The organism is Lactobacillus sp. HBUAS51381 (assembly GCF_012641095.1).
Lineage (GTDB): Bacteria > Bacillota > Bacilli > Lactobacillales > Lactobacillaceae > Levilactobacillus.
In genome coordinates, this window is the sequence record NZ_JAAVSC010000010.1 from 22,608 (window position 1) to 46,873 (window position 24,266).

Genomic DNA, 24,266 nt, shown 5'->3' on the forward strand with positions numbered 1-24,266 from the left:
CTGCGTCTAACGAGTTCACCAAAACGACGTCATCCCGAATTGGGGTGACGTCGTTTCAGACACGTTTGGTAAGTTTTACGCTTTAAATTGAATCTTCACGTAGTCCCGATACAACGGCAGACTATTCATCAATTCGTGATGTGTCCCCTGCCCGCTGACCCGACCATCTTCAATAAAGTAAATGTTATCGGCATCAATGATAGTGCTCAAACGATGGGCAATGATTAACGTGGTCCGACCCTTCATCAATTCAGCGAGGGCCTGTTGCACCATGGCTTCCGACTCGGAATCCAGACTGGCAGTCGCTTCGTCTAACAGCAGAATCTTCGGGTCACGAAGAAAGGCTCGCGCAATGGCCAGGCGTTGGCGCTGGCCGCCACTGACCTTGACGCCCCGTTCGCCAACTTGGGTATCTAGCCCCTCCGCCATCTTATGGACAAACCCATCGGCGGAGGCTAATTGCAAGACACGCCAGAGCTCATCATCGGTGTAGTCCCGATCGGCCCCATAGGTTAGATTATGCCGAATAGTCCCCGCCATAATCGCCGAATCTTGACTCACGTACCCAATTTGGGACCGCCAATCGCTCAGATTGAAGTTCCGTACGTCCGCTCCTCCAATTGTAACTTGGCCACTTTGCGGTTGGTAGTACCGTTCGAGCAATCCAAAAATCGTTGACTTTCCGCCGCCGGATGGTCCGGCAAAGGCGACCACCGTATTCGGCTTCGCTTCGAAACTAACATCATGAAGAACTGGCTGCCCATCGTCCTCGTAGGCAAAGTCAACGTGCGTCATGGCTAACGTCTCATGGCTAACAGACTGTGCCATCCCCGATATCAGGGCTTCTTCAGGCTCATTCAATAGGTCACGTACCCGTTCCGTTGAACCATTCGCCTTGGAAAGATCCGTAAAGAACCGCGCCAAGGTACCGGCCGGACCAATAATCTGGAAGAGATACATCATGAAGGAAAACATCGTCCCCATGCTCATGGTTCCCGCGGAGACCCGCACCGCGGCGTAAGCTAATACGCCAACAAACACGGCCAACATGCTGGCCGTCATGATGGGGCTAGCGATGGCATCGTAAATGGCTTCCCGTAACCCAATACGGTAAAGATCCTGAATCTGTTGGTTCCCCGTTTGTGTTTCATAATTTTCGGCATTGGAAGACTTGACCAAACGAATCTCACTGAGCGTTTCATCGGTCTCACCACTAAACATTGCCATGGCATCCTGTCGCTGATGACCGATCTTGCTGGACTGCCGCATGATCGGCAACATCACCAGCATCACCAAGGGTACGGCAATAAACATAATGGCCGTCATTCGCCAATCCATCAGCAACATGATGACCAGGGCTCCCACCAACTGAAGCATTGACGTGACCATCTGGGGGAATGAGTTGGCCAGCAGGTTCTTGATTTGCATGGTGTCGTTGACCAGCCGCGAGGTCATTTCTCCTGTCTTGACGTTATCGAAATAACTGACGCGTAACCGCACCAGCTTTTGCCAGAGGGTGGCCCGCAATCGGGCGACGACGTTTTCGCCAAAGAACCCCAACAAGGCCCCCGATACGGCGCTGACCACGGCACTGATGACGAATAGTAACACTACCCCCATCAACAACGGCCGATTCATCGCGTGGCCCAAGCCGTTAATCAGCGACTGTGCCAGCTTGGGGACGGCCAATTGCGCCCCCGTGGCAATCAGTCCTAGAAATAAACCGACCCAGAGCTGCCAGTATTTCGGCTTCGTTTGCCGAATTAAATGTAAAAAGCCTTTAACATCAAACTTACCAGTTGGCCGCTTCTTCGCGGCTCGTGGCGCTACCATTCCTCGTTCCATCTCTCTTTGCCTCCGGTATTACGAAATTTAAAAATGCGGGTGGCGACCCATGCCGCCCATGCCACGGTGGGGCCAGCCTTGCATGTGCCCCATGTAATCTCCCCAATCCAAGTCATCCAATTGATGGGCGAGTTTGGTTAGGAGTTGGTCCAACTGCTGCTGTTCATCCGGGGTTAACCCCCCAAATAGGTCGTCGGCCGTAGAATCAACGCGTTCATCGTACCGGGCAAAGAGGTCCCTGCCCTTATCGCTTAGCCGCACAATCACGGCCCGCTTATCCGTTGCGCTGGGAATCCGTTCGACAAAACCGGCATCGACCAACCGACTAATGGTGGCACTCACAGAACTAGGCCGAATATCTAAGATTTCGGCAATCTCAGCATTGGTTAACCCGTGAGGCGACTGGGCCAGCACCTTAAGCAGCTTTCCCTGTCCGCGGCGGCCACCAGGACCGCCGTCACCATGGCCACCCATCCCGGCCTGCTGTCCCACGGCCATCAGAAAGGCTCGATTCTGAAGTAATTTGCCGAAGCTCTTTAATAAATCACGACTACTATCTGTCATTTTAAGGTCCTCCTTGGTTTCTTGATGCTGATTATATTAGCATGATAGTTAGTTTTTGTAAACTAAAGCTAACTAAATAGCTAACTAAATTTCAAACTACGTCGTTTTTTAATGCTGATTACCGCTATATCAGCATTTTTCGTCCTAGAATTTTTCACCAAAAAAGCGGTGCCCACCAGCATCGCTCGTCATTTCCTAGCTATTTTGCTTTCCCAACCGCAAAATAATTGCCCTCTGGATCACGGAAGTTAAAGGTCGGCGTCCCATTATTGTCGACAATCTTTCCTGCCGTGGTTAACCGATCGTGCAAGGCTTCAAAGTCATCGCTAAAGAACATCAGCGACGGTGTCCCACTATCTAAGACCTCTGGGGAATACTGCCGAATAAAAGATTTCGCAAAGAACGATAACTCCACGTTAGGAGCCACCGTCACCACGATGTTTTCTGAATCATCGGGCAAAGCGTTGACTTCAACCACTTGGGCCCCCAATTTATCCTGCCAGAACTGCACGATCTGTTCCACATCGTCTACATACAACATTGTCCGCATCTTTTGCATGTCCAATCACCCCACTGATTTATTTGGTTACGCCCATGCTACCATGAAATAAAATCGTTGCCAATTAAAAATAGTGCTAGCTATTCTCCACCATGACGCGTACACTAGTTAATGCAGGTTCCCACCTGCCCAGTTGCTCTGTACATTCCAGATGCAACCTATGGATCAACTGGTGCCCTCATCTCGGATTGATGAGGGCTTTTTTGTGCCGTTTTTAGCCAGCGCCGGCCAGCCTTGCCAACTAAAATGGACACACTTCAGTCCTAACATGACTAAAAAGGTTCGCGAAGCACCCCGTTAAACGGAATGTTTCGCGAACCTTTTGTTAAGCCTAATGCTTAGTCTTCCAAATATTGCTTGGTTGCGGCCACAATATCTTGCAGCCCAACCTTGGCATCGGAGAAGAACATCTGCGTATTATCCAGCGAGAACAGTGGGTTTTGGATACCTGCGTACCCGGTACTCATTGACCGCTTGATGACAACAACGGACTTCGACTTATCAACGTCCAAGATCGGCATCCCAGAGATTTCATTCCCGCTTTCACGGGCCAGTGGGTTGGTCACATCGTTAGCCCCGATAACCAGGGAGACGTCGGTACTTTCAAACATTGGGTTGGCGTCATCCAACTGCTTCATCTGGTCATAAGGGACGTTAACATCGGCCAGCAACACGTTCATGTGCCCTGGCATCCGCCCGGCAACTGGGTGAATCGCGTAATTAACGTTAATCCCTTTTTCCGTCAGAACGGTGGCTAATTCGGCCACTTCATGTTGGGCTTGCGCTGCGGCTAACCCGTAGCCAGGCACGATCATCACGTTCTGGGCATAGGCCAACTGTAGCCCAATATCATCGGCGGACGTTTCCTTCACGTCAACCGGTACGTCTGGACCAGCACTCCCGCTGTCACTGTCGCCAGTCCCAAAGCCACCGGCTAAGATATTGGCAACTGAACGGTTCATCGCTTCGGCCATTTGTAGCGTCAGGATCGTCCCGGCGGCCCCAACTAAGGCCCCGGCAATAATCAAGACTTGGTTATTGATAACGAACCCGGCAAAGGCAACGGCCAAACCGGTAAAGGCGTTCAAGAGTGAAACGACAACTGGCATGTCGGCCCCACCAATTGGCAAGGTCATCAGTAGCCCGAAGATCAAGGCCATCACGAGGCCCAGAACCACGAACCAGATATTCGTTGGCGTTGCCAGCATGAACCAGGCGGCCACCAACATCCCTAAGACCACGATAATGTTAACCAATTTGGCACCAGGGAAGGTAATCGGTTTTCCGGGAACTTTCCCAGATAACTTTCCAGTCGCAATCAATGAACCGGAGAAGGTAATCCCCCCAATAATCACGTCAAGGAAGACTGGAATTGAGAACGCGAGGCTCAAGGCTACCCCGTCACCCTTCATCAGGTAATCGAAGATCCCGATAACAGCGGCAGCACCACCACCCACGGCGTTGAAGAGACTAACCAGTTGTGGGACATCGGTCATCGGCACCTTACGTGCTTTAACGACCCCATATGCGATTCCGACTGCTAAGCCGGCGATGAGGACAATCCAACCAGTAGCGGTAATCTTACCATCGGCCACGACTTCGATAATAATCATAATAACAGCCATAAACATACCGATGGCGGAGAGTCCATTCCCTTTACGCGCAGTCTTTGGTGAACGCATCATGTGCACACCCAAGACGTAGCACACGGCGGAAATTAAGTAAATTAAAGAGGCAATCGTTTGTAGGGTACTCATTTAGAATCATCCCCCTCTGACTTGGCTTTTGGCTTACGGTCAAACATCCCTAACATCCGATCGGTTACGGTATAACCACCCGCAACGTTGATCGCCGCAAACACGGCGCCAAAGAACGCTAAGGTGTAGAATACCCAACCGTTTGCTTCCGCTGCAATGACGAAGGCCCCGACGACAACAACACCATGAATGGCGTTGGCCCCGGACATCATAGGGGTTTGCAAAGTAGCTGGAATCTTACTCATGACTTCAAATCCAACCAATAAACTCAGGACAAAGATTGCGAGATTCGTAAATAATTCTTCACTCATCACTAATCAGCTCCTTTCGCGTCGTCTTGATCCTCAGCCGGCGTTTCAGGTTCTTCCGGTTCTGCTGGCTTACGTTCCGGCAGTTCCATGACCGACCGTAGCCGATTACTAATAATTTCACCGTCATAGGTTGCCAACAATTCGCCGACCACTTCATCATCAACATCGAAGACCAATTCGCCGTCTTTGTTGAGGTCGTTTAAGACGGCCTGCACGTTCTTGGCGTACATATCCGAAGCGGAAGCTGGTAATTGACTCGCCATATCGCCAGCGCCCACGATCTCGGCGCCGTTTGGCGTGGTGACCGTTTCACCCGGCTTCGATCCAGCGACGTTACCGCCCAAGTCACTGGCGGCTAAGTCCATGAATAACGTGCCTGTTTTGGCTTCGTCCACGGACTTCTGAGTAACCAGCAGTGGTGGCCGTCGCCCAGGTACTTGCGCGGTCGTAATGATCACGTTGTTTTGGGCAATGAATCCTTCCAATTCTGCTTGTTGCTGTGCGGTTTCTTCCTTAGTCAGTTGCCGCGCGTAACCCCCTTCACCGGTAGCGGAAACGGAGGTCGTCAGGAACGTTGCCCCTAACGATTCCACTTCACCACGAGAAGCAGGTCGAATATCGTAGCCGGAAACCATGGCCCCTAACCGTTTAGCGGTCCCAATGGCTTGCAGTCCGGCAACCCCGGTCCCTAAGACCAAGACCTTAGCTGGCTTGGCGGTCCCGGCAGCGGTGATCATCATTGGGAAATACCGTGAGAAATGATCCGCGGCCATCAGGCCAACCTTGTATCCCGCCACACTGGCCTGCGAACTCAAAACATCCATGGTTTGGGCCCGAGACACCGTCCGCGGCAACAATTCAAATGCTAAAGCATTAATCTTCTTGGCAGCGAGTTTCTTCACGAACTCTGTGTCTGTCAATGGTGCGAGCAATCCGATGAGTGTTTGCCCCGCCTTCATCTGATCGATAGCGGCATCATCTGGTTGCGCAATCGTGGCGATCACAGTTGCCTGCGTAATCGCTTCTGTGCGGTCAACGACTTTGGCACCGGCATCCGTGTAGACTGCGTCCCGATAGAAGGACCGTTCCCCAGCACCTTGTTCGATCAGCACTTGGTAGTCATTCTTGACGAGCTTACGTACGACGTCCGGTGACAATGCTACCCGGTTTTCACCAGTAGCTTCTTTTAAAACCGAAATGGTAATTGCCATTCAACACATCCCCTTTTTGATAAGCTGTTCACAAGTTAACTATAAAGCATTTTGGGTCACAAAACAATGCTTTCAGTTGTATTTGTGCACAAGCAACAATTCTTTGTTCTACGCGGCAGTAAGTGCTCTCAATCTTCATAAAATCACAAAAAATCTTTTCCAATCGAACACCTGAATTTCGAATTCATTCAGCACGATAATCTGAAACAAGTTTTAACATTCACAAATAAAAGTGATGACTTATTTTCATTTGTAACTTATTGGCCTAGTCCACGGGGCCATTTTCGCATAACGGACCCCCCAGCCCATTTCCCCAACAATCCTCACCACGACCCGTGAGCGTACGCGACCACCGCGTGAGCAAACCGGCTAACTAGTTGCCCCTCTCTGGCCGTCGTTAGCGTTCTTTTCAGTTGTATCATTCCGCATTTTCAACAGACCCCCCTTGCTAACTCAGGCCCCAGCGCGTAATCGCCTCACTCACACCCCGTTCAAAATTGGCGGCGGTGACGTGAGTCGCCACGGCCTTGACTTCCGGCGTCGCATTCTGGACCGCCACCGGACAGCCAACCTGGGTGAGCATGGGCAAATCATTCGCATTATCCCCGATGGCCATTATCTCAGCGGCAGTCACGCCCAGCCGCTGCCCCAACGCCAAGGTTGCCGTGCCCTTATCGACGCCCACCGGATTCACTTCCATGTAGCGACCCGATGAAAACGTACAGTTTACCGGCTGCGTGACCTGCGCCACCACCGCATCCCTGGCCGCTCGCCGCACCGTCGCGTCCGGATTCATGGCAATCACCTTCATGATCGGTTGTGATCGAAACTGCGCAAAATCCCCGTGCAGGGTCGTTGCCCGAACGCCGCGCGTCTGTAAATAGGCCAGATCATCGGCGCGCGGATGATAAATGGCGAGGTCGGTCAACGTATAGACGTGAATCGCCACATCGAACTGCCGTAATACGGCAAAGACGGCGGCTGCCACAGCGTACGGCATCGCGTGCTTGATCAGAACCCGATTGTCCAAGTTCTCCACGACCGCGCCGCCATTGTACGCAATCACGTACTGTTGCGGCTGGTTCCACAGGCCCAACCGTTTCAGTAGGGGCTGAATACTCAGAAAACTTCGACCGGTATTAGGGACAAACTTAATGCCCGCTTGGGTCGCCCGTTGGATGGCCGCCACATTTTCCGTGGAAACACTCCCGTCCGCACGCAGTAAGGTTTCGTCGAGGTCACTGGTAATGAGTCGATACATGATTCCCCTCCTAACCTAACGAAGAGTCCGAGATAGAATTCCCGAACTCTTCATTAAAGTTGATAAATTTAGTCGTCAGGTCAGCGCGATCTGCTCTCGTCAGACGCGTTCAGGACCGCAACTTAAGATTCTTCAATCCCGGAAATCAATGACAGCGTATGCATATCGTCGCCTAAATCATCGTAGAGTTTCCGGTAAAGTTGATAGTACTTGTTGTAGGTCGCATGCTGTTCGGCCCGGGGTTCCACCTTGTCACCCAGGACCTGCCACTTCTGCACTTCGTCAACGGTCAGTGTGTCCGTGGCCAAGCCAGCCAGCATGACATCCCCCAGATTGGCTTCGGCATCGTCAACGGGTGTCCGGACCGCATAACCCGTGACATCAGCAAACATTTGAACCCAATCCGGCGAGTTCGTGACCCCACCGGCAATCACAATGTAATCGCCGAGATCCCGGCCCGTGCTTTCCATACTATGACGCAGCGCGTAGCAGACGGCTTCTTGGAAGGCGTGGAAGAGATCGGCCTTGGTGTGGACCAACGATAAGCCGAAGATCATGCCCTTGGCATCGGAATTCCAGATGGGTGCGCGTTCACCCATAAAGTAAGGGAGAACGACCAATCCGCGGCTCCCAGCCGGCACATCCTTGGCTTCCGCGCCCAAGGTAACGTAAGCGTTCGGTCCGCCTTGGTTGTGTACGGCGACTTCGGCATCGCCAAAGTTATCGCGGAACCACTTCGTGATAGCCCCGGCAGTTGCGGACCCACTAAAGTTGTAAACCAATTCGCGCGATTTGTACGGGTACGGCCAAACGATGAGGCCCTTGCCCTTGATTGGCTTTTCGCTCACTAACGCGGCGTTCATGGAAGACCCGATAGCCGCAACGTAGCGGCCGGGTTCGAAGACGCCCATGCCGATGTTGGCGGCACCCACGTCGACCCCACCGGCAATCACCGGTGTGCCCGCATCGAGACCCAAGTCAGCCGCAACGTCGGCCGTTAAGCGTCCCGCAATCTCGGTGGCATCCACAAACTTCTGCGGCATTTTGTCCATGGGAACCCCCATGGCGTCCATCATTTCCTTCGACCACGTCCCGGTGTTGACATCGTAGAAGCCCCCGATGTTCCCCGCGGCGGAGTAGTCAATGGAAACTTCGCCCGTCAATTTGTAGATAGCGTAGTTGTTGGGCGGCAAGAACATCGCCGTCTTCTTCCAGTTCTCTGGCTCGTGGTTCTTAATCCATAGGACCTTCGTGTACCCATAGTATGGGTCAACCACATCGTTCCCCGTGATCTCGGACAACCGCTTTAAATCAACGTGTTCCTTGACCCATTCCGTTTCGCCGGCCGCACGCCGATCCATCCAGATGAGGTCGGGCCGTACCGGGTTCATGTGCTCATCCACCGGCACACCCGAGCCACCATATAGACCGCTCAGACCAATCCCTTTAATATCCGCCGGTGCGATACCGCTTTCATGAACGACCGCGCGAATGGAATCCTTGACGCCTTTGAGCCAAACGTCTGGCCACTGCTCTGCCCACAAGGGACGGGGCGTCAAAACGTCGTATTCTTCCAAATCTTGGGCAATGAGTTTGCCGTTCGTGTCCATCAGGATACTCTTCGTTCCCGAAGTCCCAATGTCCGTACCAATCAAGTATTTCATCGTTATTCCCCTCTTTAATCCAGCGTTATGCGCAACGTTTTACCATGCGGTGAAGGCGCCATCGACTAAGTAATCGGAACCCGTTGAGAAGCTGCTGGTATCGCTAGCTAAGTAAACGGCCATCCCTTGTAATTCTTCTGGCTTGCCTAAGCGGCCCAATGGTGCCCAGTCGTTCCAAGTCTTGATTAATGGCTTCAAGTCAGGTGAGTTCAAGGTCAAATCGGTTCCCATGTAGCCAGGACTCATGGTGTTGACCCGCACGCCCTTCTTGGCCCATTCAATGGCCAGTGACTTGGATAATTGAATGACTCCAGCCTTGGTGGCGTTGTAGGAGCATTGTGGTTGTGGCCGGTTGACGATGTGCGCGGACATGGATGCCGTGTTCACGATGGAACCAGAACCTTGTTTCAACATGTAACGACCAGCCGCTGTGGAGCAAAGGAAGACGGCGTTCAAGTTTAAGTTGACCACCTTTTGCCATTGTTCAAAGGTCATTTCTTCGGCGGGAACGTTCAAGCACATGCCGGCGTTATTGAAGGCGGCATCCAAACCACCCAATTCCTTAACGACCGTGTCAATCATGTTTTGGACTTGTTCTGGATCGGTGACATCCGTCTTGATGGCGATGGCCTTTTGACCAGTGGCTTTCGCAATCTCGCGGGCCGTTTCTTGGGCCTTGGCAATGTTGATATCAACGATGGCAACGTCGGCACCGGCTTCGGCTAAGCCAGTAGCCATCGCCTTACCTAAACCTTGTGCGCCTCCCGTAACGTAAGCTTTCTTGCCATCCAAACGCATTCTATCTAAAATACCCATGATGAATTCCTCCTAAATTATAAATGTATTTTGTAAAATGACTTTCTTTAATTCACGACTTAGCATAATCCCTCAAAAGCGAGAAGTCAATAGTTTTTGAGAACGTTTTCATATTTTCCTAAACTGGCTGACGCTTAATCGTTCTGAACTGCCTGCTGGGACTGGGTTTCTGCCGACTTTGTCTTCAACCGCTTTTTGAGTTCACGGACAATTTCGGCGTGTTTTTCTTCCGTCAGGGTCACTTTGAGCCAAAAAATAATGGCGGCCAAGATCAACAATACAATCGGAATGTAGAACATGAAGAGATTAAACTGGGAAACCCCCGTAGCGGAAATATCGCTGGGATGGGCATTCCCGGTCATCCCGACCATCACGGCCACGATCCCCACGATCCCGTTGGAAGCGGCCCCAGCAAGCTTATCAATCAGCGGCCGGATCGACAGCGTGACGGATTCATTCCGCACGCCATTGACCAACTGACCGTATTCCACACTGTCGGTAATCGTCATCAGTGTGGCCAAGAAGATTAGTGGATAGGGAAAGAAGTAAAAGGATACGGCCAGCAAAACCAGCAGTAAATTCTGTCCGGCAAACAAGAACAAGGCGTAGCCAATCAGCATAAAAGCGATACCACCAATGTAGATGGCCTTACGCCGAATCAACATTTCCAGCGCCGGGTACAGCGCAACCGAGATGATCCCCAGCACACAGGTGATGACCCCCACCCAGGTGTAGGCGCCCGCATTGCCCAACCGGTAACGGAAGTAGTACATCAATAGTGAGTTGGTGACCACATAGCTAAAGGCAAATAGGAAGTACGAAGCCGCAATCCAGAGCAGTTGGCGGTTCCGGCCGATCGCCCGAAAGATATCGGAGAGCGTGGTATGCTTCACGTTAGAACGAATCACGTTGTGCTGTTCCTTCAGGTTCAGGGACGTAATCAGCGCACCCCCGGTACATAGCAGGGCCACAATGATGACGTAGCCCGTCCAGCCGGCTCGCGTTTGCTGGCCAAAGGGCACCTTGGAGATCCAGTGAGAAAAGAGCATGATGGCGGGCGTAATGATGACGATAACGATCTGAGCGCCCAGCGTCGACCCAATCCGTGAGGCCGTCCCAAACTTGGTCCGTGTCTTGGAGTCCAGGCTGACTGCGGGCAGCAAGGACCACAGGGCAATATCACTAAATGAGTAGAAGACGTCGATAATCAGGAAGGTGGTGGCAATCAAGATTAGGTACATCGTGGGATTACTCCAGGCCAGGCCAAAGTAGTCCGAGAACAGAAAGACCAATCCCAGCGAAGCCACGACCGACCCAATCATGATCCACGGTCGAAACTTGCCCCAGCGGGTATTCGTATTGTCTACAACCCCACCAATCATGGGATCGAACAGGATTTCGCCGACCCGAATCACGACCACTAGAGTCGTCACAATGCCGACCATCTTCTCATCGGCACCGCTCGTGAATAATTGACTGGTCAAAAACATCATAAAATAAATGCTCAATGTGTTATAGAACGCGTCGTGACCAAACGTTCCCAACGCATAGGATAGATATTTCTTCAATTCCAACACCTCACAAAGAATTAATACAAGCCTTTTTATAAACTCGTTTGGTAAAATCAATTTACTGCACTAGTATAATTGCAATCGCTTACATAAGCAACCGGTTGACGGTATAAATATCTATTTCACATGATCACAGACAGCCATATAACCAGTGTGACACCCCTTAGTCGTGATAAATTGTGTCCAATTAAATCCTTTTGTGAAATATTCACTTATACATTTTTAGCCAGTGTCCCTGTTTCGACACCTACATTTCTGCAAAATCACCACAGATCAGCAATGATAACGGTTACACAATTATCCCAAGTCTCTTTCTATTTCATCTAAATGTGCTACACTAAACCTATTCAGTCTTATTCAGAAGGAGGCCCATCATGAGTACCAGTAATATGCAAGCCATTCAGCACTCGAACTACTCGGATATTTATCATCTACTTTATGACAGCGACAAGCTTTCCAAGCAGGACATTGCGGATACCCTGGGCCTAAGCCTGCCCACGGTGAGTTCCAACCTGCAAAAATTAACCGAACGACACCTCATCATCAAAAACGGGCAGCTCAAGTCATTGATCGGACGCCGGGCTACCGCCTACGCGATTGACCCCAACGTCAGTCTGAGCGTGGGCGTGGAAATCTTCCGGACCTACGCCACCATGACCGTCCTCAATTTGCGTAATGAGGTATTGGCTCTCCACACCACCAATCTGCCCTTTGCGAACGATGACCAGTACGCCCAGGCACTCAGTCAGCAACTGCTCAGCTTTCTCCAAACCAAGGGCTTCAGTCTGACTCAAATCAGCGGTGTCGGCATTGGGATTCAAGGGCTGATCTCCAATGACGGCACGACCATTCTCTACGGCAAGATTCTCGATTGTACCGGTATGCAGGCCGATAACTTTGGCCAATATCTGCCCTTCCCCGTCACTTTCTATCATGATGCTGACTGCGTTGCCGTCGCCGAATATGCCAAAAAGCCCACCGATGGGATTTTTCTCTCCATCGGTGAGCATATCGGGACCGCCATCATCATCAACGGACAAGTCTTCAAGAGCCCCAGTGGCCGCAGTGGCACGATGGAACACATCACGTTGAACTCCGCGGACGGGCCCATCTGTTATTGCGGTCGGCGCGGCTGCATTGAAACGTACTGTTCCGTCAGCTCCCTGCTCCAACCCAACGAGGATCTCGGTACCTTCTTTGCCGACCTTCATCAGCACAACGATCTGGTTGAGGCGCGCTTCGAAACCTACCTGAACTACCTGTCCGAAGCCATCTACAACCTTCACATGTTCGTCGATCTGCCGATTGTGATTGCCGGCGAACTGACGAAATATCTCACCGAATCACACGTCAAGGCCCTTCAAAAACGGCTCAAACAGCTCTCCGTCTTTCCCGAAACCTCGGGTTACCTGCAACGCGGGTCCGTCGTGGATCACGCCGTCGCGATTGGGGCAGCGATCCCCGCTATTCAGAACCAATTACGCAATATTTAGAAAAAAATTCAAACCATCGATTGGTTCCAGCCAATCAGGGGTGTCCTCATAAAAATCGTCGCCAATCCCACCTGCGGCTGCCAGAGATTCCGGCGCTGTGGGGACCGCCGGCGGCCTGAAAAGCGGTCCGCCGGCTCGGTTCGAAGCCTGACCAAGACCGTCAGTCTTCAAACACGTCCCGCGCTGTAAGCTGAAAATCAGCTAACACCGCTGTCACGGCTACCTACATCTCTGCCTGCCTCCGGTTACGGCGATTATGACCACTAAAATTGCGGGTACATCGCCGAAGTGACCACGTTTACGCCAAGTTAATTGGGGACACTCCAAGTAGCCGTGAGTGAGCTGAATTTGGTCTCAGCCGTGGGATTTTCCAAGTGTTCTGCTTGGAAAATGGCGACTTTGAGACGCGGGCTGACGGCTCAAAGCGAGGGAAAAGACAGCACTTTGGCTTTTCCCGATCCTCCCCACAGCGTTCCAGACCAAATTTGGCGAACGGTAAGGTGGCCAGTCTGGTCTATCGTAGCATCAACATCTATTTTTGGTAGTTATCCATAGTAACGATTATTGCCTGTAGATGCCTTACAATTTTCAGCAAAAAAGGCCGGGAAAATTTCCCGACCTTTTTGATTGCCTAAATTATAACGGTTAGTTGGCGACCGTTTCCACCCAACGCTTCATCAAGAAGATGTTGAGCACCGACTCTAATGCGGCTAACACCAACATTCCCAGAATTGGCAAGACCATATTCGTCGTCCCCTGAATGTTTAGCGTCGTCATCAGCTGGTTCACTTGACCAAAGAAGAAGGCCACGAGACGAACCACTAGAATGATGACCACGATGTAGAGAACGGCATCGACCACGCGCTTGCCAGCCGCTGGTAGGAAGTTGTTCGTGGCGCTCACGGTCAAATGAATCAGCGTGACCGTCGTCAGTGCCAGAATGAAGAGCGCTAGGACCACGAGGACGACCAGCGTGATGCCCTTAGCCAGCTCCCCGCTACTGATATTCCTCAGACGCATTATCCCATCTAATCCTGGGCTAATCTGTGACCAAGCAATGCCAATTCCAATCAGATGTAAGACAACCTGCAGGGCAATCAGATAGAGGAACATGACCAGTGACGAGGCTAAGTTGGCCAGGTAAAAGGTCGTATCCTTGGCCGGAATCAGCCGATACGTGTCATGCGTAAAGGCGTTCTCGGCACGGCGGGCAATCAGGACGAACCCCACAATATACGCGAGTCCCGCCCAACCACTGACGGTCCCCAGCACACTCATCTGCGACATATTTCCGGTAACCAAGGCCCAGATCAGACTGATGGCAATGACGGCCAATTCGATCACCATCAACTGGTTGACCGTCGAAAATTTACTCCGGTTGAACACTTTAAACAATTTTCCAAAATTAGTCATAGTCGTTGCCCCTCTCATACAAGCTCTCGTAGTAGGCCTCAATGCCGATGTTAAACTTCTCACGCACTTCATCGGCCTTGCGATGCGTGTAAATGGTCTGGTCCTTAACGACCACAATCTCATCTAGGATCGGCGCGATCTCGGAAACGTAGTGGTCACTGATCACCATCGTCGCATTCTCCGGCTTCCACTGAATAATACTGTTGATAATCTTCTTACGGCTCATGCTGTCAATCCCACTGAAGGGTTCGTCCAACAGATACAGACTGGTACGACGAGCCAGGGTCAAGGCGATGACTAATTTTTCCTTCATCCCCTTGGACAGTGCCGCTAACTTCAGGCTGGTATCGATCTGGAGAAAGTCGGCGAGTTCGGTAAAACGGTCGGCTTCAAAGTCGCTGTAGACTGTTTCGTAAAAGTCTAAGATTCGGCTTAACTTGACGTTGCCAGAAAATCCTCGCAGTTGTTCGGAAAAGCTGACGTACTGTTTCCGTTCCGCTTCGCTAGCCGCGCCATTGACCATCGTGGTGCCCTTCCCCTTAGCACTACCGGTAATCAGCCGCATCAGGGTGGTCTTCCCCGCGCCGTTTTCACCCAACAGTCCCACAATCTTGCCGGGGGTTAGTGTCAGGTCAACATCATGTAAAATGGTTTTCATGCCCCGCTTGTAGATCACGCCTTGCATGGTTAAACTGTCTGTCATTTGGCTTGCCCCCTCTGTTGGATATACTGCTGGAGACTCGTGACGATCTCGTCATCACTCAGGTTCAGCGCGTGGAGTTGATCGTAGACCCGTTCCAATTGTGCCGTGACTAATTTGACTTTAAGTTGATCGATCTTAGCTGTCTCCATGGTGACAAAATTCCCCCTACCGCGTTTGGATTCAATAATCTCTGCCGTAATCATCTCGCTGAGCGCCCGCTGAACGGTGTTCACGTTAGCCGTGACATCGACGGCCAATTGCCGCACGGACGGTAACTTTTCCCCGGGTTTCAACGCCCCCGTGATAATCTCATGATAGATATAATTCTCGATTTGATAGTAAATTGGGATCTTATCGTCAAAGTTCACGTTGCCCGCCTCCCTAGTGTTATATTTTACTATTACACTATAACATCTCATGGACGCTTTGACAAGGGTGTCGCCTTAATTTAACGAAAGTCGTTGGCGCCGTTGACATCTCACTGATAATCCGCCACACTGGATGCAAGTCTATTCAAAAGGAGTGGGTCCTGTGACCTGGTTTTTAATTATTCTATTTGGCTTCCTGGCCGGCCTGGTTCAGGGACTGACCGGGTTTGGCGCGGCCATCATGATGATGATCTTTCTGCCCAGCATTCTGCCGATTGCGGAAAGTGCTGGTGTGGCTTCACTGATCATGGCTGCCAGCGTGTTGACGCTGGTCCTGCGCTACCGCCACGACATCCATCTCAAGCGGATCATCATCCCCTTTCTGGTCTATGCCAGCGTGGCCGCTTGGTCCGTTCACTTAGTTCGGACGCTCGACGTCCACCTGTTGCGAATGCTGCTGGGCGGCTTGCTCATCGCCCTCTCGCTGTACTTTTCATTCAACAAAAAAGCCGGCACCCAACCCTATCCGTGGTTCGTCGCCGGTATCTTCATGATTATCTCGGGCTTCTTCAACGGCTTATTCGGTATCGGGGGCCCGCTCATGGCGCTCTACTTCCTATCGCTCGCCAAGTCCACGGGTGACTACATCGCCAATATCCAAACGTTCTTCCTCATCGATATTGTCTACATCACCACGCTACGGGTCGCCAACGGCATTCTCACCACCGCCGTGATTCCCGACATCTTGGTCGGTATGGTTGGCGCAATCCTGGGGACGGCGATTGCGGCGCGGCTCCTTAATCACTTGAACATCGCAACAGTGAAGCGATACATCTACGTCTTCATTGGGCTAAGTGGCGCCTATTATCTGTTTTTCTAGTCAGACTTATCGTCCATAATACATCACAACCTTCAGCAAGCATCACAAAAGCCATTCCAGTAGCACCCGGAATGGCTTTTTCATGTTGTTCATAATCATTAAATCCAAGCTCAACGAATAAGTCAACGGTCGACCGCTAGCTCAGCCAGCTATCCATTTCAAACTTCTTCATCTGGATAATTTCACCCGCCGTCTCGACCAGCTTTTGGGCCGTCGCAGCCGCTGCGGATTGGCTCGCCTGCTGCTCGAAAGCCGTTGTCAATTCCGGCAACTGGTGGTCAGAAAACAAATATTTCAACGCATCTTGCTGGCGCAAAATCAGCCAGAGATTGCGATTAGCCGGTGTGAGTTGTCCCGCTGTGATCTGCTGGACCAGCGCGGTTCGTACTTGCTGGCGACTCGTATCTTTAGGCTCATAGATGACGTGGGGCTTCAGATTGTTCTGAAAGACCACCCGTTCAACCAATTCGTCCGCTTCCAGCTCGGCTCCGATCCCATCATAAATGTCGTTGACAATGTTCCAACTGGTCACAATCTTTAAAATCGTCTTGAGCCGTGTATCCTGTCGCAAGTCGGTCTGTAGCCGAATCTTCAACTCATTGAGGTATTGGGGTAACGCGGCAAATTTAGCCGCATCGGCAATCCGGACCTGACCGTCGTCCACCGCCAGAATCTGCTGGTCAACCAGGTCTAAAAGGGTGGCCAAGACCAGGTAGGCCTGTGTGGTGAATCGCGTCCGCAGCACCGGTTTGTCGTTAATTCTTTCCGTCAATACTAAATAATCTTTCGCAGTCGTCAGTGACATGTTCTGCCTCCTCGCACGCATCGTTTACTTGCTTACATATGATAAGTATAGCACGTGCTAAACAATCGTTGCCGAATTGGGCTTTGGGGATCGGCCGGTTGGGCTTTCACGAAACAAAACGGCCCGCTCCCGATAAAGTATCGGGAACGGACCATTTTACAAGGAGACTTAAGATTAGCTAATCGCCGCTCAGCTGACCAAGACCTCGGCCACCAGAATGGCGCCACCAAAGACCAGCACGAAGACCACGACCGGCCAAACGAACTTGAACCAGTGAGAATACTTCATGTCCAGCATCTGCAGGGTTGCCATGACCAGGCCGGTTGGGGCCAGGAAGAGCATCGCGTACTGACCGAATTGGTAGGCCGTAACCACGGCGAAACGGGGAATATCCACCGTATCCGCCAATGGCGCAAAGATTGGCATCGCCAACACCGCCAGACCGGAGGAGGATGGCACGATGAACCCGAGAACGAAGAAGATCAGCATCAGAATCAGGATGAAGACCGATCCGCTCACGTGGGCCACCAGCGTCGAGGAATATTGAAGAATGGTGTCGGAGATTAACCCTTCATTCATGACCAGGTTAATCCCTCTGGCCAACCCAATGATCAAGGAAACGCCGACCAGACTCGCAGAACCATTGGTAAAGGCATCCACGACGCCCTTTTCACCGATACCGTATTTCCCAGTCGCCGTCAGGAACATGATAATAATGGCGAAGGCCAGGAAGGACGAGGCCATGGTTGGGAACCACCAGCCCTGGGACATGACGCCCCACACCATGATCGGGAAGGTGACCACGAACAGAATCAGGATAAGTTTCTTCCGGAAGGTAAACTCACTGCCCTCTTCGCTATCGCCAGAGGCCACCGACCACATCTTGTTAAAGGAGGAGCGGTCCTCGTAGGTGTAAGAGAAGGCGGGGGTCGCCTTGACCTTCTTACTGTACCAGTGGAGGTACCAGATGACGAAGATCGAGGCCACAATCAGCCCAACGATCCGCCACACAATCCCCTCGGTAAAGTTGATACCGGCCGCGTTGGACGCGATCACCACGGAGAACGGGTTAATCGTGGAGAACGAGGTCCCGACCGAACTCGCCAGGAAGATGGCCCCCACACAGACGATGGAGTCGTAACCCATCGCGATGAAGATGGGCACCAGAATCGGGTAAAAGGCCACGGCCTCCTCTTCAATTCCACACAGTGTTCCCCCTAAAATCATGAGGACCGCGACCATGAAGATAAGCATAAACTCATGGCCCTTCGTCTTCTTGGTCAACGCCAGCAGGCCGGCTTCAAACGCCCCACTGGCTTTCACCACGCCGATGAGGCCCCCTAAGACGAAGATGAAGACCATAATATCGACGGCCTCAATGGTTCCCCGCACCATACTGCTGGTGATGGCGCCCAGACCGGCCGGATGTTGCTTCAATCGTTGATAAGTATTGGGAATCGATACGGCCTGCGTGATGCCGCCGGAGGTAAATTCGCCGATCTGAATCTTCACGCCGAGTTTATCCAGTTGTTCTTGCGTCGCCGCAACCTTCTCCGTTTTCCCCGAAGGCTTGGTGATGACCAGCGCGGAACTGGACGGTTCGTACGCTAGTTTTGAATAGGAGCCGGCGGGAATCAACCACGTCGCCATCACGGCAACAATCGTTAAAATAAATAAGATCACAAATGCTCCGGGCATCCGCAGCTTAAACTTCTTCTTGGGTTGTTGTGCTGGTGTATCCATGTTTCCACCCCTTTGCTCTTAGTTGACTTCTGTCCTACGCAATGATTCTAACTAAAATATGCAAGATATATTGGCAATAAACCTTCACTACAGACTATACTGGCTCGCCTTACCGTTCGCCAAATTTGGTCTGGAACGCGGTGGGCAGGACGGGAAAAGCCAAAGCCCTGTCTTTTCCCTCGCTTTGAGCCGAAAACCCACGTCTCAAAGTCGCCATTTTCCAAGAGAAACCACTTGGAAAATCCCACGGCTGAGACCAAATTTGGCTCACTCACGGCTACATCCGATGTTACCAATTAACGTAGATGAACATTGCCATTTCAGCGATGCTACCGCACTTTTAGTGATTTTCATCATTCGTAACCGGAGGCAGCCAGAACCGATGGCCGTAGCCGTGACAGCGGTGTTAGCTGTACAACAGCTTACAGCGCGGGACGTGTTTGGAGACTGACGATCTTTGTCAGGCTCCAAACCGAGCCGGAGGACCGTTTCTCAGGCCGCAGGCGGTCCCCACAGCGCCAGAATCTCTGGCTGCCGCAGGTGATCGGATCATCGCCAAGTAAATACTTGCGGTGACATGGCAAAGCGTGGCCCAAAAGAACGGGTATTACGCCAATCCTTTGGACCACGCTCTATGTGTCTGGCAAGCCGATACGGACACGTTTCATTTGGTATCAAAACTCGGATAGTCATCCTGTCAGCTAGTGTCAGTGTGCTCGCCACGCCTACCACAGTAGGTTTAATTTATTTGATCAAGGTTCCCACCTTACCGGCCAAGGCATCATCGAGCCGGTCGAGTGAGGTAATCAAGGCCGTGCGGTTCGCACCCGATGCCACAAAGTCCAGGCAAGCCTCAATCTTGGGTAACATGCTGCCCGGTGCAAATTGGCCTTCGTCGATATACTGTTTGGCTTCGGCGGTCGTCAATTCACGTAGAACATCCTCATCCGGCGAGCCATAGTTGATGTAAACCGCATCCACAGCCGTCAGGATAATCAATTGTTCGGCGGCGATGTTGGCTGCCAACAGAGCACTGGAACGGTCCTTGTCGATGACAGCCGGGACCCCTTTCAAACCGGCGGGGGTCTTCACCACGGGCACGCCGCCACCGCCACCGGCAATGACGAGGTTGTCGTTTTCAATCAGATCATTGATGCTCTTGAGTTCGATGATGGACTTGGGCTGTGGTGACGGTACTACCTGCCGATAGCCCCGGCCAGCATCCTCCACGAAGGTATAGCCCTTCTCGGCAACGATCCGATCGGCGTCTTCCTTGCTATAGAACGCCCCCACGGGTTTGGTGGGATGTTGGAAAGCCGCATCGCTCTCGTCCACCTCAACTTGGGTTACCACCGAGGCGACATCTTTCGTAATGCTCCGTCGTTGAAGTTCATTGTGCAAGCTTTGTTGCAGGTGATAGCCAATGTAGCCTTGACTCATCGCCCCACATTCCGGGAAGGGAAAGGCCGCCGTCTGACCGTGTTCGGCCGCGTAGTTCATCCCCAGATTAATCGCCCCGACTTGCGGACCATTACCGTGACTGATGACGACCTTATGGCCCGCTTCAACCAAGCCAATCAGGGATGTCGCGGTATGTTTAACCAGTTCTAGCTGTTCTTCCGGTGACTTGCCCAGGGCATTGCCGCCCAGGGCAACAACGATTTTTGCCATCTGCTCGCCCTCCGTTATTCGCCTAAAGTGGCAACCATGACCGCCTTAATCGTGTGCATCCGATTCTCGGCTTCCTGGAAGACGACCGAAGCGGGACTCTCGAAGACTTCATCGGTCACTTCCATTTCGGTCAGGCCAAATTTCTCTTCGATTTCCTTACCAACCTTGGTTTCCGTATCGTGGAAGGATGGCAGGCAGTGTTCAAAGATACAGTTGGGATTGCCCGTCTTGGCCATCATTTCCGCCGTGATCCGGTATGGAGAGAGGAGCTTGATCCGTTCCGTCCAGACTTCATCGGGTTCACCCATGGAAACCCAAACGTCGGTATAGAGGACATCCGAACCCTTGACGCCTTCATCCACATCGTCCGTAATGAAGATAGTGGCTCCGGTCTGTTCCGCAATGGCATCGACCTTCGCCAGCAATTCTGGTGTCGGGTTCAGTTCCTTTGGGCAAACCAGGTGGTAGGTCATCCCCATGATGGCCGCACCAATCATCAAGGCGTTCGCCACGTTGTTCCGGCCATCGCCCACGTATGTAAAGTGGATCTGGTCGTATGGCTTCTTCAGAATTTCTTTCGCGGTTAAGAAGTCGGCTAAGACTTGGGTCGGATGATCTTCGTCGGTCAGGCCGTTCCAAACGGGCACGCCGGAATACTTCGCCAGCGTTTCCACCGTCCGTTGGGAGAAGCCCCGGTACTCGATGCCGTCAAACATGCCACCCAACACCCGCGCCGTATCCTTAGCCGATTCCTTCTTGCCCATCTGGGTGCCGGAAGGGCCGAGGTAGGTCACGTGAGCCCCTTGATCGTAGGCGCCCACTTCGAATGCACAACGGGTTCTTGTCGAGTTCTTTTCAAAAATCAAGGCGATGTTTTTACCCTTTAACTTTTGCTGTTCCGTCCCGGCATACTTGGCTTTCTTTAAATCTTCGGCCAGTTGTAACAGGAAGCCCATTTCCTTAGGGGTGTAGTCCAATAACGTGAGAAAACTCCGATTCCGCAAATTGTACATTGTTAATTCCTCCTTTGTTATTTACAATGACAGTATATGTAATCGGTTTCGTAAAACTTCACGAAGCTTCACAACGTGCTAAAAATAATTGAAAAATTATTTTTGACCGCCTTTTGTCCGTCCTCGGCGTGGTATCGCCACTATTTTCGCAACGTCCGTCAACTTATTTTGTGAGGAGTTATTTCATGTTGAAACAAACCCGCTTCATCAGTCACGAACGCTACCGCCGCATCCTGATTGCGGCCACCTGTATCGCTTTAGCCTCTCAGGTGAATTTTACGGCCTACACCCCCGGCTTCATTCTGACCCTCTCCGTGCTTTTATTGCCGATTTTTCTCTACTTCAACGCGGATCTGAATCCCATCTACATCACGGTGGCCATCGCCATCGCTTCGCCCATCTTCCGGGGGATTCTACTCTTTATCGGCAACGACGTCAGCCGGACCGATAACGTCCGCTACGTGATCGCCGATATGGCCTTTTACGTCTGTTACGGTCTGCTCTACTACGCCCTCTACTGGCGCAAGGGAGAGCGCAACAACAGTTCATTTCTACTCACCATCATCGTCTGCGACTACCTGGCGAACCTGCTGGAAGTGAGCATTCTAACCGGCTTCACCGACTACCACTATCGCTTGTTCCAGCTGCTCTTCGTCACCGCCCTCCTGCGCAGTCTGATTAGCTGTGGCCTGGCCTTTCTTTACCACCACTTCACGCTCCTGATTCGCGACGAGGACCATGAGCAGCAGTACTATCACTTCATCTGGGTGGCTTCCGTGGTGAAGAGCGAGGTCTACTTCATGCGCAAGAACATTACGGAAATCGAAAACGTGATGAAGAACGCCTACCTCCTGAACAAACACCTGCAAGACGCCAACGCTACTCCCGCTGAACAAGAGATGGCATTAACCATTGCCCGAGACGTTCACGAGATTAAGAAGGATTATCAAAACGTCATCTGTGGCCTCGGCAGTTACTTCGGAAACGATCAGACCACCCCCATGCAGTTAGCCGATATCCTCAAAATCACAACGCGTTACATTCGCGAGGCTCTGAAGGAGGACCAACGCGGCGTTGTGATTGATACCCACAGCCACGTCGATCTCGTGGTCCCCAATCATTACTATGTCGTGTCGATTCTCTCTAACTTAATTTTTAACAGCGCCGATGCCCTATTGGACCAATCCCAGGGCCAAATTCGGGTGACGGTGGCCGATGCCGGTCCCAACATCACGATCACGGTGAGCGACAACGGTAGTGGCATGGACGCCGACACGCAGGCCATGATCTTTCAGCCGGGATTTAGCACCAAATTCGATGAGGTCACGGGCAACGTTTACCGCGGCATTGGCCTGTCCCACGTCAAAATCATCGTTCAGGAACAGTTTGACGGCGATATTCAAGTGTCGTCCACGCCTGGCAAGGGCACCAGCTTTGACATCACGCTCAACAAACAACGACTCACTCAGGAGGCCTCCCAATGAACTTTTACATCGTTGATGACGACCCAGCTATCCCCATGATGCTCCGGCGGATTCTGGAACAAGACCCCGCCAATAGCGTGGTGGGCACGGCCCCGGCCGCCCCCAAGGCCATCGCCGACATCATGTTGCTGGACGTGGACATCGTCTTGGTTGACCTTCTCATGCCCGGCATGTCCGGCATCGAGCTGGTGGGCAAACTAAAACGTCTGCACCCGACGCTACGGTTCATCATGATTTCTCAGGTCAAGGACGCCGATCTCCGGGCCGAGGCCTACCAGGCCGGCATCGAATTTTTTATCGACAAACCCATCAACCTGATTGAGGTCAAAACGGTCGTAGAGAAAGTCGCCCAGAACATCCAAATGGCGGCCAAACTCAACGACATTCAGTCCCTGGTGGGCGGTGTGACCGTCGCCAAGCCCGCGATCGACCCCCATCAGGCGCAGAAGGCCAAGATCCTTTCTATCCTGCGTTTTCTCGGCATCACATCCGAGGCCGGGTCCGCCGATATTCTCGCCATCACCCAGATCATGCTTGACCAGCAGCTCAGCTTCCGTGAAATCGACTTCAACGTGGCCTACCACATCGATGACCGCGAAAAAAAGATCGTCTTTCAACGCGTGCGGCGCGCCATTAAGACGGGACTGACCAACCTCGCCCACCTGTGCCTAGACGACATGGGTGATGAAATCGTGGTGGAGTACGCCAACACGCTCTACGAATACAAGAACGTCCGTAGCGAAATGCTCTATCTGGAGGGCGAACGCAGCACGCGGGGCAAGACCTCGCTTAAGCGGTTCTTCGATGGCCTGGTTCAAGAGGTTTGAGCGGTAAACGTGGGCCAACCAGGCGTTGAACTGGCGAACATTATAGCTTTGCTAGTTATTCCGCCTAAATCGGCAGGATCACCGCTGAAACATCAACCGTCATCCACGGCAATCGACGACACCGCGTTGCTTCGTGTGGATCAAATTCATTCCCCAAAAAGCGTCTGAGACTCCGGTCCTCGGCGCTTTTTGGCGTTATCTGGGACATCTAGAAGATGGTCATCACGACCCCACTGCCCCATGCAATCCCAAACCGGTTTCACAAAAAAATAACGACCGCGGCTATTTTTACGTTGACAAATGTAAA

The 24,266-nt window shown here is 52.1% G+C and carries 21 protein-coding genes; 4 read left to right on the plus strand and 17 right to left on the minus strand.

Going from position 1 to position 24,266, the window contains the following annotated elements; translation table 11 throughout:
* Nucleotides 1-75 precede the first annotated feature (75 nt).
* From HEQ50_RS05145 to HEQ50_RS05190, 10 genes are all read right to left on the minus strand, one after another.
* Nucleotides 76-1,833 carry an ABC transporter ATP-binding protein gene (locus HEQ50_RS05145; protein ID WP_211089219.1) on the minus strand — a complete coding sequence of 586 codons (1,758 nt, stop codon included), beginning with the start codon at nucleotides 1,831-1,833 and terminating at the stop codon, nucleotides 76-78.
* Between the two features lie 39 nt (nucleotides 1,834-1,872).
* Nucleotides 1,873-2,409, minus strand: coding sequence for a MarR family winged helix-turn-helix transcriptional regulator (locus HEQ50_RS05150; RefSeq protein ID WP_168899457.1), 537 nt, complete (start codon nucleotides 2,407-2,409; stop codon nucleotides 1,873-1,875).
* Nucleotides 2,410-2,608: 199 nt separating this feature from the next.
* The gene (locus HEQ50_RS05155; RefSeq protein ID WP_168899458.1) at nucleotides 2,609-2,968 is read right to left on the minus strand and encodes a VOC family protein; all 360 of its coding nucleotides are present in this window, start codon (nucleotides 2,966-2,968) and stop codon (nucleotides 2,609-2,611) included.
* A 338-nt stretch (nucleotides 2,969-3,306) separates the two neighbouring features.
* Nucleotides 3,307-4,725: an NAD(P)(+) transhydrogenase (Re/Si-specific) subunit beta gene (locus tag HEQ50_RS05160; RefSeq protein ID WP_168899459.1), complete on the minus strand. Its 1,419-nt coding sequence runs from the start codon at nucleotides 4,723-4,725 to the stop codon at nucleotides 3,307-3,309.
* Nucleotides 4,722-5,036: an NAD(P) transhydrogenase subunit alpha gene (locus HEQ50_RS05165; RefSeq protein WP_168899460.1), complete on the minus strand. Its 315-nt coding sequence runs from the start codon at nucleotides 5,034-5,036 to the stop codon at nucleotides 4,722-4,724. Before HEQ50_RS05165 ends, HEQ50_RS05160 begins: the two co-directional genes overlap by 4 nt.
* Nucleotides 5,037-5,038: 2 nt before the next feature.
* The gene (locus HEQ50_RS05170) at nucleotides 5,039-6,247 is read right to left on the minus strand and encodes an NAD(P) transhydrogenase subunit alpha (protein WP_168899461.1); all 1,209 of its coding nucleotides are present in this window, start codon (nucleotides 6,245-6,247) and stop codon (nucleotides 5,039-5,041) included.
* Nucleotides 6,248-6,695: 448 nt separating this feature from the next.
* Complete coding sequence (locus HEQ50_RS05175; protein WP_168899462.1) at nucleotides 6,696-7,508, minus strand: Cof-type HAD-IIB family hydrolase; 813 nt, start codon at nucleotides 7,506-7,508, stop codon at nucleotides 6,696-6,698.
* Nucleotides 7,509-7,630: 122 nt separating this feature from the next.
* The gene (locus HEQ50_RS05180) at nucleotides 7,631-9,172 is read right to left on the minus strand and encodes an FGGY-family carbohydrate kinase (protein WP_168899463.1); all 1,542 of its coding nucleotides are present in this window, start codon (nucleotides 9,170-9,172) and stop codon (nucleotides 7,631-7,633) included.
* 39 nt (nucleotides 9,173-9,211) lie between these two features.
* A complete protein-coding gene (locus HEQ50_RS05185; protein WP_057735050.1) occupies nucleotides 9,212-9,988 on the minus strand; it encodes an SDR family oxidoreductase in 777 nt (258 codons plus the stop codon).
* Between the two features lie 134 nt (nucleotides 9,989-10,122).
* Nucleotides 10,123-11,556: a glycoside-pentoside-hexuronide (GPH):cation symporter gene (locus HEQ50_RS05190; protein ID WP_168899464.1), complete on the minus strand. Its 1,434-nt coding sequence runs from the start codon at nucleotides 11,554-11,556 to the stop codon at nucleotides 10,123-10,125.
* 377 nt (nucleotides 11,557-11,933) lie between these two features.
* Here HEQ50_RS05190 and HEQ50_RS05195 point away from each other — a divergent pair, with 377 nt between their 5' ends.
* Nucleotides 11,934-13,052 (plus strand): ROK family transcriptional regulator, encoded by a 1,119-nt coding sequence (locus HEQ50_RS05195; protein ID WP_168899465.1) that lies wholly within the window; start codon nucleotides 11,934-11,936, stop codon nucleotides 13,050-13,052.
* A 645-nt stretch (nucleotides 13,053-13,697) separates the two neighbouring features.
* Here HEQ50_RS05195 and HEQ50_RS05200 read toward each other — a convergent pair.
* From HEQ50_RS05200 to HEQ50_RS05210, 3 genes are read right to left on the minus strand one after another with little or no spacing between them, the layout of a single operon-like run.
* Nucleotides 13,698-14,465 carry a hypothetical protein gene (locus HEQ50_RS05200; protein WP_168899466.1) on the minus strand — a complete coding sequence of 256 codons (768 nt, stop codon included), beginning with the start codon at nucleotides 14,463-14,465 and terminating at the stop codon, nucleotides 13,698-13,700.
* Nucleotides 14,458-15,168, minus strand: coding sequence for an ABC transporter ATP-binding protein (locus HEQ50_RS05205; protein ID WP_168899467.1), 711 nt, complete (start codon nucleotides 15,166-15,168; stop codon nucleotides 14,458-14,460). The genes HEQ50_RS05200 and HEQ50_RS05205 overlap by 8 nt, the downstream gene beginning before the upstream one ends.
* Entirely contained in the window at nucleotides 15,165-15,536 is a 372-nt protein-coding gene (locus HEQ50_RS05210; protein ID WP_168899468.1) for a GntR family transcriptional regulator, read from the minus strand. The genes HEQ50_RS05205 and HEQ50_RS05210 overlap by 4 nt, the downstream gene beginning before the upstream one ends.
* A 133-nt stretch (nucleotides 15,537-15,669) precedes the next feature.
* Between HEQ50_RS05210 and HEQ50_RS05215 the strand changes: the two genes are divergently transcribed.
* Nucleotides 15,670-16,416, plus strand: a complete 747-nt coding sequence (locus HEQ50_RS05215) for a sulfite exporter TauE/SafE family protein (RefSeq protein ID WP_211089217.1) — start codon at nucleotides 15,670-15,672, stop codon at nucleotides 16,414-16,416.
* A 136-nt stretch (nucleotides 16,417-16,552) separates the two neighbouring features.
* Here HEQ50_RS05215 and HEQ50_RS05220 read toward each other — a convergent pair whose 3' ends face one another.
* The 4 genes from HEQ50_RS05220 to argF all read right to left on the minus strand — a co-directional run bounded on the left by HEQ50_RS05220 (nucleotide 16,553) and on the right by argF (nucleotide 21,648).
* Nucleotides 16,553-17,221 (minus strand): hypothetical protein, encoded by a 669-nt coding sequence (locus tag HEQ50_RS05220; protein ID WP_168899470.1) that lies wholly within the window; start codon nucleotides 17,219-17,221, stop codon nucleotides 16,553-16,555.
* Nucleotides 17,222-17,410: 189 nt separating this feature from the next.
* Entirely contained in the window at nucleotides 17,411-18,964 is a 1,554-nt protein-coding gene (locus HEQ50_RS05225) for a YfcC family protein (protein WP_168899471.1), read from the minus strand.
* A gap of 744 nt (nucleotides 18,965-19,708) precedes the next feature.
* On the minus strand, nucleotides 19,709-20,635 hold the full coding sequence (arcC, locus tag HEQ50_RS05230) for a carbamate kinase (protein WP_168899472.1): 927 nt from the start codon (nucleotides 20,633-20,635) through the stop codon (nucleotides 19,709-19,711).
* Nucleotides 20,636-20,649: 14 nt separating this feature from the next.
* Nucleotides 20,650-21,648 carry an ornithine carbamoyltransferase gene (gene argF, locus HEQ50_RS05235; RefSeq protein WP_168899473.1) on the minus strand — a complete coding sequence of 333 codons (999 nt, stop codon included), beginning with the start codon at nucleotides 21,646-21,648 and terminating at the stop codon, nucleotides 20,650-20,652.
* A gap of 185 nt (nucleotides 21,649-21,833) precedes the next feature.
* Between argF and HEQ50_RS05240 the strand changes: the two genes are divergently transcribed.
* Nucleotides 21,834-23,132, plus strand: a complete 1,299-nt coding sequence (locus HEQ50_RS05240) for a sensor histidine kinase (protein WP_168899474.1) — start codon at nucleotides 21,834-21,836, stop codon at nucleotides 23,130-23,132.
* Entirely contained in the window at nucleotides 23,129-23,959 is an 831-nt protein-coding gene (locus HEQ50_RS05245) for a DNA-binding domain-containing protein (protein ID WP_168899475.1), read from the plus strand. The genes HEQ50_RS05240 and HEQ50_RS05245 overlap by 4 nt, the downstream gene beginning before the upstream one ends.
* The last annotated feature ends 307 nt before the right edge of the window (nucleotides 23,960-24,266 follow it).

Excerpts from the sequence above, each read along its gene's own strand:
- HEQ50_RS05205 (WP_168899467.1), bottom strand. The coding sequence starts at position 15,168 with ATGACAGACAGTTTAACCATGCAAGGCGTGATCTACAAGCGGGGCATG.
- HEQ50_RS05180 (WP_168899463.1), bottom strand. The coding sequence starts at position 9,172 with ATGAAATACTTGATTGGTACGGACATTGGGACTTCGGGAACGAAGAGT.
- HEQ50_RS05175 (WP_168899462.1), bottom strand. The coding sequence starts at position 7,508 with ATGTATCGACTCATTACCAGTGACCTCGACGAAACCTTACTGCGTGCG.
- argF (WP_168899473.1), bottom strand. The coding sequence starts at position 21,648 with ATGTACAATTTGCGGAATCGGAGTTTTCTCACGTTATTGGACTACACC.
- HEQ50_RS05240 (WP_168899474.1), top strand. The coding sequence starts at position 21,834 with ATGTTGAAACAAACCCGCTTCATCAGTCACGAACGCTACCGCCGCATC.
- HEQ50_RS05170 (WP_168899461.1), bottom strand. The coding sequence starts at position 6,247 with ATGGCAATTACCATTTCGGTTTTAAAAGAAGCTACTGGTGAAAACCGG.
- HEQ50_RS05145 (WP_211089219.1), bottom strand. The coding sequence starts at position 1,833 with ATGGTAGCGCCACGAGCCGCGAAGAAGCGGCCAACTGGTAAGTTTGAT.
- HEQ50_RS05160 (WP_168899459.1), bottom strand. The coding sequence starts at position 4,725 with ATGAGTACCCTACAAACGATTGCCTCTTTAATTTACTTAATTTCCGCC.
- arcC (WP_168899472.1), bottom strand. The coding sequence starts at position 20,635 with ATGGCAAAAATCGTTGTTGCCCTGGGCGGCAATGCCCTGGGCAAGTCA.
- HEQ50_RS05225 (WP_168899471.1), bottom strand. The coding sequence starts at position 18,964 with ATGGATACACCAGCACAACAACCCAAGAAGAAGTTTAAGCTGCGGATG.
- HEQ50_RS05185 (WP_057735050.1), bottom strand. The coding sequence starts at position 9,988 with ATGGGTATTTTAGATAGAATGCGTTTGGATGGCAAGAAAGCTTACGTT.
- HEQ50_RS05150 (WP_168899457.1), bottom strand. The coding sequence starts at position 2,409 with ATGACAGATAGTAGTCGTGATTTATTAAAGAGCTTCGGCAAATTACTT.
- HEQ50_RS05165 (WP_168899460.1), bottom strand. The coding sequence starts at position 5,036 with ATGAGTGAAGAATTATTTACGAATCTCGCAATCTTTGTCCTGAGTTTA.
- HEQ50_RS05220 (WP_168899470.1), bottom strand. The coding sequence starts at position 17,221 with ATGTCACTGACGACTGCGAAAGATTATTTAGTATTGACGGAAAGAATT.
- HEQ50_RS05195 (WP_168899465.1), top strand. The coding sequence starts at position 11,934 with ATGAGTACCAGTAATATGCAAGCCATTCAGCACTCGAACTACTCGGAT.
- HEQ50_RS05155 (WP_168899458.1), bottom strand. The coding sequence starts at position 2,968 with ATGCAAAAGATGCGGACAATGTTGTATGTAGACGATGTGGAACAGATC.
- HEQ50_RS05215 (WP_211089217.1), top strand. The coding sequence starts at position 15,670 with ATGCAAGTCTATTCAAAAGGAGTGGGTCCTGTGACCTGGTTTTTAATT.
- HEQ50_RS05245 (WP_168899475.1), top strand. The coding sequence starts at position 23,129 with ATGAACTTTTACATCGTTGATGACGACCCAGCTATCCCCATGATGCTC.
- HEQ50_RS05200 (WP_168899466.1), bottom strand. The coding sequence starts at position 14,465 with ATGACTAATTTTGGAAAATTGTTTAAAGTGTTCAACCGGAGTAAATTT.